13 protein-coding genes and 1 tRNA gene are annotated in these 12,458 nt (G+C 44.9%); all 14 read right to left on the bottom strand.

The features are described 5' to 3' along the window. Positions 1-91 precede the first annotated feature (91 nt). A tRNA-Sec gene (locus PGX78_RS03145) sits at positions 92-188 on the bottom strand. Between the two features lie 64 nt (positions 189-252). Continuing rightward, entirely contained in the window at positions 253-1,230 is a 978-nt protein-coding gene (locus tag PGX78_RS03140; protein ID WP_270445355.1) for an ornithine cyclodeaminase family protein, read from the bottom strand. Positions 1,231-1,289: 59 nt separating this feature from the next. Further along, positions 1,290-2,369, bottom strand: a complete 1,080-nt coding sequence (locus PGX78_RS03135) for a M24 family metallopeptidase (protein WP_270445354.1) — start codon at positions 2,367-2,369, stop codon at positions 1,290-1,292. Positions 2,370-2,450: 81 nt separating this feature from the next. Continuing rightward, the gene (locus tag PGX78_RS03130; protein ID WP_270445353.1) at positions 2,451-2,717 is read right to left on the bottom strand and encodes a hypothetical protein; all 267 of its coding nucleotides are present in this window, start codon (positions 2,715-2,717) and stop codon (positions 2,451-2,453) included. Beyond that, a complete protein-coding gene (locus PGX78_RS03125) occupies positions 2,695-2,961 on the bottom strand; it encodes an amino acid permease (RefSeq protein ID WP_270445352.1) in 267 nt (88 codons plus the stop codon). The genes PGX78_RS03130 and PGX78_RS03125 overlap by 23 nt, the downstream gene beginning before the upstream one ends. Before the next feature lie 233 nt (positions 2,962-3,194). Next, positions 3,195-4,274, bottom strand: coding sequence for a M24 family metallopeptidase (locus PGX78_RS03120; RefSeq protein ID WP_270445351.1), 1,080 nt, complete (start codon positions 4,272-4,274; stop codon positions 3,195-3,197). A 46-nt stretch (positions 4,275-4,320) separates the two neighbouring features. Next, a complete protein-coding gene (locus PGX78_RS03115) occupies positions 4,321-5,724 on the bottom strand; it encodes an APC family permease (RefSeq protein WP_270445350.1) in 1,404 nt (467 codons plus the stop codon). Positions 5,725-5,955: 231 nt separating this feature from the next. Continuing rightward, positions 5,956-7,869, bottom strand: coding sequence for a selenocysteine-specific translation elongation factor (selB, locus tag PGX78_RS03110; protein ID WP_270445349.1), 1,914 nt, complete (start codon positions 7,867-7,869; stop codon positions 5,956-5,958). A gap of 141 nt (positions 7,870-8,010) precedes the next feature. After that, positions 8,011-8,895, bottom strand: a complete 885-nt coding sequence (locus tag PGX78_RS03105) for a sulfite exporter TauE/SafE family protein (protein WP_270445348.1) — start codon at positions 8,893-8,895, stop codon at positions 8,011-8,013. 15 nt (positions 8,896-8,910) lie between these two features. Further along, positions 8,911-9,930, bottom strand: coding sequence for a proline racemase family protein (locus PGX78_RS03100; protein WP_270445347.1), 1,020 nt, complete (start codon positions 9,928-9,930; stop codon positions 8,911-8,913). A 19-nt stretch (positions 9,931-9,949) separates the two neighbouring features. Next, positions 9,950-10,423 (bottom strand): glycine/sarcosine/betaine reductase component B subunit, encoded by a 474-nt coding sequence (locus PGX78_RS03095; protein ID WP_006942607.1) that lies wholly within the window; start codon positions 10,421-10,423, stop codon positions 9,950-9,952. A gap of 21 nt (positions 10,424-10,444) precedes the next feature. Further along, the gene (prdD, locus tag PGX78_RS03090; protein WP_270445346.1) at positions 10,445-11,182 is read right to left on the bottom strand and encodes a proline reductase cluster protein PrdD; all 738 of its coding nucleotides are present in this window, start codon (positions 11,180-11,182) and stop codon (positions 10,445-10,447) included. A 43-nt stretch (positions 11,183-11,225) separates the two neighbouring features. Next, on the bottom strand, positions 11,226-11,951 hold the full coding sequence (prdB, locus tag PGX78_RS03085) for a D-proline reductase (dithiol) protein PrdB (protein ID WP_270445345.1): 726 nt from the start codon (positions 11,949-11,951) through the stop codon (positions 11,226-11,228). 17 nt (positions 11,952-11,968) lie between these two features. Further along, the gene (locus PGX78_RS03080) at positions 11,969-12,265 is read right to left on the bottom strand and encodes a CBO2463/CBO2479 domain-containing protein (RefSeq protein ID WP_006942610.1); all 297 of its coding nucleotides are present in this window, start codon (positions 12,263-12,265) and stop codon (positions 11,969-11,971) included. Between the last annotated feature and the right edge of the window lie 193 nt (positions 12,266-12,458).

The raw sequence follows: 12,458 nt of genomic DNA, 5'->3' as shown, positions 1-12,458 counted from the left end.
TAAATAAGGTTAATTATAGCACAGCCCCGAATGCCTAACAACAAAGGGGCAATTAAAAAGGCCGAGCCTAAGCTCGGCCTTGCTATTTATTTGGCGGGAAGGTGTGGGAATCGAACCCACCTAAGAAGCTCCTAACTCCTCATGCCGGTTTTGAAGACCGGAGGGCACACCAGAACCCATCCCCCCCCAAACAACTTATTACATAGTATCATACTGACCTTACTTTGACAACAGTAAGGTCAGTATGAATTATTACCATTGTGTACCTACTTGTGCGGCCTTGGCTTTTTCATAAATACGAGCTGCCGTCACCAAATCCTGTGCACCGATACCGACACTTTTAAAAACAATAATGTCGCCTTCATGCTCCCGTCCTTTGACAATACCGTTAATTACATCGCCTACTTCGCCGGTAATGTCAGAGCGGGAAAATTCACCCGTTTTCTCAGGAATCAGGAAATCACCGGCCTCAGCCCAGACGGCTTCTTTTGAATCCACATAAATTCTTGCCGCCTTTTTTAATAAGGTTACGTCGAGCTCAACCATATGCGGCGTGTACGAACCTACGCCGCATACGACGGCACCGGCTTTTACGCAATCTCCTTTAATAACGGGCGTCGTTGACGTAGTAGCCGCAGTGATTACATCCGCACCCGTGACGGCTTCATCGGCCGAGGTGGCAGGAGTAATGCGCAGAGAATCACTTCCGTACAAATCGTTCATACGCTTTGCAAAAGCGATTCTCTTTTCTTCTCTTCTGCTGAAGACACGCACTTCCTTTAAATTACGGTTGCAAATCATGGCTTCCAATTGTGCCTGAGCTTGCCCTCCCGTACCGATAAGCGCTCCTACGGAAGCGTCTTTACGCGCAAATAAATCAAAGACCGCTCCGGCCGAAGCCCCCGTTCTCAGGGCCGTCACATATGTGCCGTCCAATACAGCTGCAAAAGCCCCTGTTTCTCCGTCCATTAAGGTAATCAGTCCCTGCGTAACGGGAATATCTTTTTCACCGTTTCCGGGAAACACGTTTACTGTTTTTAAGGCTCCGTACTTTAATTCTTCTGCATAAGAAGGCATGAATAAAAAGGTACCGTCCGTTGCGGACAAAGTAGTTCGTAACGGCATGACCGCCTTTTGGGCCGAAGCCAAGGCAAAAGCCTCTTTATCAGCCTCAATGGCATCTTTCATAGAAAAAACGCGTTCTATATCTTCTCTTTGTAACAGCAGCATCTGCCCTTCTCCTTCTTATACAAGATGCCGCACTGAAGTGCGGCATCTTGTATTATATACTATTCAACAATAGTCAAATCTTTGCTTACGTGATTCAATACTTCGCAACCGTCTTCCGTTGCAATAACCAGATCTTCTACGCGTACACCGAAATTCCCCGGCAGATAAACACCCGGCTCAATGGAAAATACTCGACCCGGCACTACTACGTCCGTATTTACAGCTGAAACATCACCGACTTCATGGTCTTCCAAGCCGATGGAATGACCGAGTCGATGAGTAAAGTATTTTCCGTAACCTTTTTCCGTAATGTAATCGCGTGCCGCTGCATCCAATTCAGCAAAGGTTACGCCCGGTTTTACCTTATCGATAGCCTTTAAGTTGGCATCACGAACAATTTCATAAACTTTCTTTTGTTCCGCTGAAGCGGATTTGTAGAATACGGTTCTCGTCATATCGGAGCAATAAGAATTATAGACGCAACCGATGTCGATAACAACACTGTCACCCGGTTTCTTATGAACTCCTCTTTCCGTTGTATGATGAGGATCGGCACCATTAGGACCGTAAGCAACGATAGGATCAAAGGAATGGCCCGAAGCTCCGAGGCTTTCCCAGATTTCTCCGAGTTTTTTACCCATCGTTTCTTCGTCATAGTCTTCTTTAACCAGGTCAATCATCTTTTGGCAGCCGATATCGCAAAGCTTAGATGCTTCACGCATAATTTCCAGCTCTTCCGCATCTTTGACCATACGTACGCGGTCGATAATTTCCGAACCGTTTACAAAAGCACTGCCTGCATGACGATCCATAAGGCCGATGAGGAAGCGAGACGGCCAGTTTTTATCAACGGCTACGGGCTTATCCTTTTCAATATAATCGGTCAAGACTCCGATTCCGTCCATATTATCGTTAAGCCAAACCTTGTCGCATTGAACGGCTTCGGCAAAGGGGAACAACTCATTAACAAACAGCTTATGTTTTCCGGACTGCGTTAAATACAGGGTTAACAACCGTTCGCCCGGATGAATCCAGGTGCCGGTTAAATAAAAGATAGCACAAGGATCGGAAACGAGCATTTGCGTTAAATTTTGTTCCGCCATTAATTGAAGTACCTTGTTAACTCGATTTTGATGCATAGTAAAACCCCTCCTTCATAATTAGAAGTCCTCATAGGAATCTTCTTTTACGGTTACCTGACCGGATAACCTGTATATGTCTTACTCTTTGAAGCCCGTACGTTTTACAAAACGGTTCCAAAGACCGAGGCCTACACCGATAACTACAACTGCGCCGAAAATCATTTCAGCTTCATAAATCAGATTATCTTCAAATGTCGGCATAACAGGAGCCGCCGAGCAGATGATACCGAGAATCGTAACACCCAGTACCACCGAAGCTATCGTTACGGCCGTCCCGTTATTATTCGACATTTCAAAGGGACGCTCTTCGTTCGGACGAGTCTTACGAAGACGAATGTACGACATGAACAGAAGAACATACGGGAAAAGAGCCGTCAAGGCCGTCGTCACGAGGATAGGTAGATGCCAATTCGGCACAAATCAATGCGCAGGGAACGAAAAATATAAATGCAAATACTACCCATGAAGGAATAGCGCCTAACCCCAGTCCGAAACCGGAAGCTGTCGATTTAGCGATCCAGCGAATACCGAAAAGTGCAGAGATATTCATAAATACCAGATCCCATAAACCGATTTTCTTACTTGCCATATGTAACCCTTCTTTCATAAAAGTTAGGCCTTCCCTATTTATACATTCAAAAATAAGTTCATGTATCAAAAAAATTATAATAATACTATGAATGACCCTTAAACAGAATACAATATCTGTATGACATATTACAAGTTTTAAGAACCTTTTTATTCATTTAAATGTGTACTCATTTAGAACAGAAAAAGCATACCGTATAAACACACGGTATGCTTTTATCATGTGATACTTCACTACTCTACAACAATCAAGTCCTTTGTGAAATGGTTCAGCACTTCGCAACCGTCTTCTGTAACGAGCACCAAATCTTCAACGCGAACCCCTAAGTTTCCCGGTAAATAAATGCCCGGTTCAATAGAGAAAATACGGCCGGGAACTACCTGTTCCGTATTGGCGGCCGATACATCTCCCGGTTCGTGAATATCGATACCGATGGAATGTCCGAGACGGTGTGTAAAATATTTTCCGTAGCCGTGGTCCGTAATGTAATCTCTGGCAGCTGCGTCCAGTTCGGCAAAGGTTACACCCGGTTTTACCTTGTCAATGGCTTTTAAGTTCGCATCACGCGTAATTTCATAAACCTTACGACCTTCATCGGATACGGATCTATAGAAGACTGTACGTGTCATGTCGGAACAATACGATTTATACAGGCACCCCATATCGATGACAATGCTGTCACCCGGCTTCTTGTGTGCCCCTTTGGTAATGGAATGATGCGGGTCGGCCGCATTGGCACCGTAGCCGATAATAGGTTCAAATGAATGCCCGTCGGCGCCGAGTTCTTCCCAAATTTCCGAAAGCTTACGTTCCATTTCCACTTCGTCATAGTCTTCTTTCATCAATTCGATCACTCTGCCGATAGCCAAGTCATTTAACCGGGAGGCTTCACGCATGAGTTTAATTTCTTCAGCGTCCTTGACCATCCGTACGCGATCGACGATTTCCGATCCGTTGACAAAGGCACTGCCCGCCTTCTTGTCAATCAAACCGATAAGGAATCGGGCCGGCCAGTTTTTATCAATAGCTACGGGTTTATCTTTTTCCACATATTCGGTTAAAACCCCGATTCCGTCCATATTATCATTAAGCCATACCTTATCGCACTGAATAGCATCGGCAAAGGGGAACAATTCATTAACAAATAATTTATGCTTTCCCGTTTGAGTCAAATACAGAGCTAATAACCGTTCACCCGGTTGAATCCATGTACCGGTTAAATAGAATATGGCCGAAGGATCGGATATAATCATTTGTGTTAAATTTTTTTGTGCCATTAAATCAAGCACCTTATTTACGCGTTCCTGATGCATTATAAACCCCCTCCTTAACTGGACTTAACGACTATGTATTTAGATTTTATTCTTTAAAACCCGTCCGTTTAACGAAACGATTCCAAATTCCCAAACCGACGACAATAATAAAGATTGCACCCAAAATCATTTCCGCTTCATAAATGACATTGTCTTCAAAGGTCTTCATGACAGGTGATGCGGACAAAATAACGCCCAAGACGGTCAATCCCATCAAAAGACCTGCAACGGACACGGCCGTGTTGACATTTTTAGAAACTTCATACGGACGTTCTTCGTCGGGACGAGTTTTACGCAATTTAATGTATGCCATGAATAAGAGTACATACGGGAAAAGTGCCGTTAAGGCCGTCATGGTGACCAATACATTATAAATAGCGTCTACTGTCGGAATAAACTGCGTACCCAAGATGATAACCGTAACAATGACAGCCTGTAAATAAACGGCTTTTTCAGGAATGTTATGGCTGTTCGTCTGCGTCAACGATTCGGGGAAAATCCCCTTACGAACGCTGCCGAACAACATCTTAATAGGCGAACCGATATACAGGATAATGGCACCGAATACGGAGATAGAAATACCCAAGGCTACCAACTGCATAAACCAAGGCCCTAATCCGAAGTATGCGGAAATAGTTGCCAAGCTGACGAGAATACCCTGAGATGCCGTAATCTGGTCGGTCGGTAAAATCGTAGTAATAGCCACGGACCCGAGAACATACAGGCCGGCTACGATAGCGGCGGCAATAACGATAGCTCGCGGAAAATCACGTTTCGGATTTTCCATTTCCGTTACGAAGTTAGCCGTTACTTCCGCTCCTTCATACGCAAACATAACTGTCGAAATAGCACCTAATGTATCCCAGTTAAGAACGGGAGTAAGCGTTTCAATCGTATACTGCGATACCGATTCACGACCACCGAAGATAAGGGCTCCGAAAGCCATGACAATCAAAAGGATGGCCGGTACGGTAGACCCCAGAGCCCCGACATTGGTAAAAATTTTACCGAACGACATGCCCTTCGTACAAATAAAGGAGAGAACCCAGAATACAGCCAGAGATACGATGAGTACAAACGGCTTGTTTTCCGAAAGTTCCGGCATATTTACGGCAAATGCCACATTGACGGTAAGGAAGGTTAAAAAGGACGTATACCAAAGAATTTTAGCAGTCCAGTTCAACCACGATACCATAAACCCGTACTTTTCACCGTACGCTTCTTTTACCCATTCATACATACCTCCGTCACGAGGATAAGTAGATGCCAGTTCGGCACATACCAAAGCACAGGGTACGAAGAAGATGAATGCAAAAACTACCCATGCGGGAATGGCGCCCAACCCGAGACCGAAACTGGAGGCCGTCGATTTGGCAATCCAACGAATACCGAACAGAGCCGATACGTTCATGAATACCAAATCCCATAAACCGATTTTTTTAATGGACATGACACTATACCTTCTTCCCTTTCAATTAGCATACACATATTTGTTCATATATGCACATAGTATAAATCACTTATCAATACTTATACTACAACACGAAGACTGATAAATGACTTTGATTAATCATACTATATTTATTAGATTATGTACAGTATTTCACATTTAAAAAGTTATATTGCAAAAAAACTTTTTTATATGACAAATCTCTCGTCCATTTTTATTTAAAGTTCACACTTATTTCTTTTGCCAGTAGGATCCGAGAACTCTATAGTTTTCTACTCTCTTCGTAATTTCAAGACTATCGGTATATTCTAAAATAAGCATGGACGATTTCCGACTCGAATCGGTTATATCCCGAAAGTCCCCCAACGTCATTTGGCCGTGCTCCGTAATATAATCGTAAATAGCCTTTACGGCTTTTTCATATATTTTTTTATGAATGACGTACTCAGGCGTTAATTGAACGACACTTGTACCGCACATGGCTTCGACAACGCTTTCAGCCTCTTTATCAAGAGTATAGAACTCGCCTTTTTTCATAGGCGTGTATCCGCTCTTTTCAACGATAGCCTCGATTTTATCTCTTAGCGCCGCCTGCTTATCCGTAAACTTGACTTCAAAATTGGCCGCACTGATAAGATTTCCCTTTTCCTTGCACGCCCCGTCGGAAATGAGTAACTTAACTAAGGCGGATATATCTTTTTCCGTTACTTCGCCGTTACTTTTCTGATGCAGGCGTGACCGGAATTCTTCGGCTGACATACCTATGCGCAACGGAAACTTTTGATGATAGGCCAGCAAGATTTGAACGGCCTGTCCCTTAATTTGCTTGTATACGTCTGCATGAATATAGGAAGAAGCGGTTTTCATGATTTTCCCGGCCTGAACTAACCCGTCTACTTCCCCTTGTGCCTGTTCCTGTGACAGGCCCGTATATTCGGCAATCTCTCTAACCGTCGTAAAATACTGCCGCTTATGTCTTAGGAAATCTTCAATAATGTCGGCAATATTTCCCTCTTCCTTAGTCTTTAAACTTTCCAAAACTTCAGCACGAAAGCGTCTGTGTTTCTTAGGAGCCGCATCCAGAACTTCCCCGCCTGCAATGGTATGCATGGGCGAATAGGTTCTGATAATGAAGCGGTCCCGTTCTTTAACGACTACCTGCTCCGTTTCCAAGCGCAACTGCAAAAATCCCTCTTCCCCGGGTTGAATGGAATCCGTGCCGATAGGAACGGCCCGAGCCATTACTTCACGCGTTCCTATAAGAAGACGTACCCGATCCCAAAGGGTAATGGGAGCTACGGCATGCTTTAAGCAGGTGACTTTCACATCGAGCATCCACGTAGGCTTTAATTGATCCGATGCGGACAAGACATCGCCTCTTTCAATCTCATCTGTCGTAAGCCCTGCCAGGTTCAAAGCCGTACGGTGATGTGACGTGACCTTTTTTACATCCTGTTCATGAACCTGAATATTACGAACACGAGTCTTTTTAAGACTCGGATAAACGGTCAATTCGTCACCGGCACTTAAGGTTCCGTCCAATAAGGTACCGGTAACAACCGTGCCGAATCCTTTTACGGAAAACACACGGTCTACATTCAAACGAGCACTGCCGTCTTCTCGTTCATCCTGTGCCTTATCGGCACACTCTTCAATTTTCTTGAGAAGTTCCGGGATCCCCTTGCCGCTCACAGCATCCGTTTTTACAATATCCGCATGTTCAAGAGGAGTACCTGCCAGCTGTTCGCGAATATCGTCAACAGCCAATTCCAACAACTCTTCATCAACCGTATCTACCTTTGTAAGAACAATCAGAAAATTTCGCACGCCTAAGAGGGTTAAGATATCAATATGCTCCCGCGTTTGCGGCATAACGCCCTCACCGGCATCAATGACCAAAAGAACCAGGTTGATTCCGGGCAGACCGGCCACCATATTTTTTATAAATTTTTCATGCCCCGGTACATCTACAATACCTACACGATGACCGCGCGGCAAATCAAGATAGGCAAAGCCCAAATTAATGGACATGCCCCGCTTTTTTTCTTCTTTCGTCGTATCCGTTTCAATGCCCGTCAAGGCCTTAATCAATGTCGTTTTTCCGTGGTCAACATGGCCGGCCGTACCGATAACAATATTTGCCATAAGTAACTCCTTTGCATCTGTCAGATAAATAAAAAAACCCGACTCCTATTATAAAGGAAATCGGGTTTTTTATCATCTTAAATTTACGTATTGTACGTCATACCGTAAGGCATATTCACACAATACGGGTTACTTACAGACTTAGGCTGCTTCGCTCGTATTTTTGAGGCCCTTACGGATATACATGAAGGCCGTGTAAATAACAACGATGATAACGAGCCATGTAAGCAAGTTGAGATCCATGCTCTGAACCAATTTAGCGGCAATGATAACGCCGACAACACCGCTGACTGCGATGAGAACGCTGACTTTACGAGCATACGAGCCGGCAACAATAAATTCCTTAGATGCAACAGGCATCAATGCTGCACAAGAACCCATCATTACAGGGAAAGCCACGATAGGATTCAAACCGAGCAGGTAAACCATAGCCATGCAAGGTGCATACAAACCGCAACCGATAGTCATAAGAGCACCGAAGATGAGGTTCAAAACAATAGCCACGATAAGCTTTACGCCTTCCAATCCCATAGCCGTGTTGCCCGTACCGAGGAACGCCATGAGGCCGAGCTGTTTACCGAGCATGAGCAGAGCCGTAATCAAGAGGGCAATACCCAAATAGGTCTGTACCTTCTTTTCCGAAAGATTCGGAACGATTTTGCCGCCGATAACAGCGCCTACAATAGCCGCAATGATCAAGGAGAACAACGTAACCGGTTCTACTTCTACAACTGAAATAAAGAGGAAGGCTTCGATCAAAACGGGGATCGTATCGGCAACATTCAATGTACCGGGAAGAAGCTTATCGCTCTTCAACTGTTTCGTAACACCGAGTAACATCGTCGTTGTCGCATAAGAACCGATACCCAACGTATCGAGGAAGTTCGTAATGAAGCCGATAAAAAGATTGATAGGCACATTGCCTTCGCCCCAATTACCCTTGTTGGCTGCCAAATCACGAACATAGTAAATAATGTAATAAATGAACAGAATACCCAACAAGCCGAGTAATGCGTTGACTACCATAATAATTCCTCCCTATTATCCGAGAATGAAGCCGTGTTTCAAGGGGTCATCCGGATCAACGAGGAATGTGTTGAAGCCGTTAATATAAGCGGAACCTGTAATTCTGGGAATAATCGCTTTACGGCCGGCAATCGTCGTTTCTTCCAAAACTTCACCTTTGAACTTCGTGCCCAAGATGCTTTCATAAATAATGTGTTCGCCCACTTTAAGTTCCCCTTTTGCGTGGAGCGTAGCTACTTTAGCACTGGTGCCCGTGCCGCAGGGAGAACGGTCTACGGAACCTTCACCGAATACTACAACGTTCTGATACGTTGCATCGGGGCTCTTAGCCGGACCGTAGAATTCTACGAGGTCTACCGTCTTAATGTGGTCGAGAGTCGGATGCTGTACTTCCACTTGTTTGTTAATAGCATCACGAATAATTAAGCCGATTTTAGAGAATTTACTTGCATTTTCAGGGCAAATATCGAGATCCACTTCCGTAGCCGGCAAGATGGCAAAGAAGCTGCCGCCGAAGGAAATATCGCAATGAATCTTTTTACCCAATTCGGGAACGTCTACTTCCACATTTTCTTTGTACAAGAAGGATTCAACGTTATCGAAGGAAACGGAATCGACAACATAGTCATCCTTCAAATGAACATGGCCGCGAATAATGCCTGCAGGAGCATCCTGAACAACGGGAACTTCGCGATCACCCGGTTTTACATGTACCCAACCGCATTCTACTGCAGCCGTCATAGCAGCAATCGTGTTATGACCGCACATGTTCAAATATCCGCCGGAATCCATAAAAATAATACCGTAATCGGCTTCTTCATGAACAGGTTCGCAAATGAATGCACCGAACATATCCTGATGACCTCTTGCTTCAAGCATTACTGCTTTACGAAGGTTATCTTCGTGTTCTTCCAAGTAAATCTTCTTTTCTGCCATTGTCTTACCGGGGAATTTCGTAATCCCGCCGATAATCAAGCGAGCTGCTTCGCCCGCCGTATGAGAGTCGATGGCCGTAAGCATTCTTGAATACTTCAAATTGCTCAACCTCCCTTAATTAAAATTTATTTTCCTTACGCATCACTAATTTGATTGCAGCTAAGGCCTTTATTGCGTCAATCCGATCTACCGCGTTTTCCCCCACTACTTCCGTTTCAATGCCTTCAACGGATTTATTCATATCAAGCACCTGGTCGGTATACTTATTTTCAACTACAAACTTTGCCTGCTTGCCGATAAATTTCACGCCGACAATGGTAATCCCCCGATCACCGACCTGTTCCATCGTATTGGCAAAGTCGACATCCGAGTTTCCCCAGCCGTCGGCGGAGATAACCGCACCGTCGCATCCCATGGCTTTAAGCCATACGGCCGCACGCTGTCCGACCAAATGTTTCATGCGATTGTCCTGCGGTGTACCGACAATAACGACACCGCGAAAATCAATTTCCGGGTCGCTGGCAAATACATCTATTAAAGGATCTTTAAAGTAGTGTTTGGACGTTTCTTTTGTTGACGGTCCGATACCCATTATACTCTCAGCTCCTTTTCCTTAATCCATTGCACGAATAGCGCCGTCACGATATTCGTTAGGCGACAAAAGAACGGGCATATTTTCCATGTCGATAATGGAAACGCCGCCCTTAAATCCGCTCGGTTCAAGAGGAAATACAAGAGTATCATACATAGCCCCTTGGCCTGCCACTTCCTTAATAATGGCGACCTTAGGCTTTCCGGGATGATAGTTTTCCTCATACGTATGTGATTCTGCGGCACTTCTTCCGTCTAAGACCTTTAACTGATTGCGAATTTCCTGAATGAAATTATCAACCAATTCGAAGACTTTCATACACGTTTGTCTGTCAAAAGGTGTGCCTTTTTTCACATAAGCATCTATAAGGATTATATAATCATCATCTCCCGGCGTACCGGGTTTATTCAACTTCATGTTGTCACGCAAAATACCTTCAGACGAGCCGAACTCATGGAGTTGCTCCCCGTCTATAATGGCGCCGCATACGACAACGTATGCACCCGTCAAGGTATGTGTAATACCGGCCCCTAAGGGGCCCAACACCTTCGTGGATATGGGAATCACATCCATGATGGTGTTGGTTTCTACATCATGTTGACGCGGCGGTAACACTTGAATCTTCAGCTGATCAATCAATTCGCATGCGTGGTCAAAGGTTTTCGGAATCGTAAGACGATCCGGCTCCAATTTGAAAGTATCGCCCATAAGGACTTCTTTCATATGAAACACTTTTATCTTCAACGGTTCTCCATGCATGTTTGTCACCTGCTTTTTCAAAGTAATGTCGCTTCAACCGATATTAAATCTGAGCTACATATTCGTACGGCAAGGGAACGATCTTACCCGGAGTTTCAATGTCTTCCAAGGCTTGAAGCGTATCCTTGACGATACCTGTTTGCATTTCGATGTTGTGAGGTTCACCGGCATTAGCACCCATCGGAACGATAGGAGCCGTAGCACGAGGCGTACCGTTCTGACGAACGACAGGCGGAAGTGCTGCGATGATAATAGTCGGAATACCGATTTCTTCAATTGCTCTCTGCACGATCACGGCAGTTCTATGGCAAGTGCCTCACCCGGCTGTTAAGATAACGCCGTCAACGTTTTCGTCTTTAAGCTTTTGAGCAATTGCCGGGCCCGTCTTATCATGGAAAGCGGTCTGGTCACCGCCACCGCCCATGAAACCGAAGTGGGTCGGAGCCGTACCTTTAATGAAACCGGCTTTAGCCAATTCATGGAGACGATCGAGCGGGAACATGCAGTTGATGTCACGATTGGCATCACTGTTATCGTAACCGCCGTGGGAGATCATCAAATCGTCCGTCGGAGTGTTGTCCGGGATTTCACGATAGGTCGTGTCCCCTGCAAGATTAAAACGTTTGTCGGTTTTGAGATGAGCACCGCAAGCCGAAGCCAATGCGATAACCATTTCGCTTAAGGGTTTTGTTACAGGCGTGAAGATGGATTTAGGTGTAATAGGCACATAAATCTCGGACTGCAAGCCTTCAAATACTGTTAAACTCATAACAATGTTTCTCCTCTCTATTTACTTTCGGAGCTCTTTTTGTCAGCCGCTTCTTTGAGAAGCTTGTCTCTGTATTCAATAGCTTTTACGTAATGGTCCGCCGGCTCTTCATTGAATACTTCCGGGTAGGACATGAGAAATCCCACTTCCTGCCCGAGTTTCAAATCGTATTCGGAAATAACCATACGCTTCGGCACTTTTAAATGGCCCAAACGGCCCTTCAAATCAATGCCGACGCTACCGTCATGAAGTTCGACAATTACTCCTTCGTACATGCATTCACTGGACATGTACTTAAGTTCGCGTTCAGCCATATCTGTCTCCGGAAGGATTATTGTCCTTCGTATTTTTCCGCACGTTTTTTGGACATGGGCAAGACTTGTTCGTTATCAACGAGGTCAATCTTCTTACCTGTCGTCTTTTCGATAATTTCGATGTTGTTCAACTTAACGTTCGGATTCCACTTACGTTCAGCAGCCTTGATTTCGCCGCCGCCGAGCAACGTCT

Source organism: Megasphaera sp. AF13-6AC (assembly GCF_027685385.1).
Classification (GTDB): domain Bacteria; phylum Bacillota; class Negativicutes; order Veillonellales; family Megasphaeraceae; genus Megasphaera; species Megasphaera micronuciformis.
Note: the sequence above shows the minus strand (reverse complement) of the source record. Positions and strands in the feature narration are given on the sequence as shown.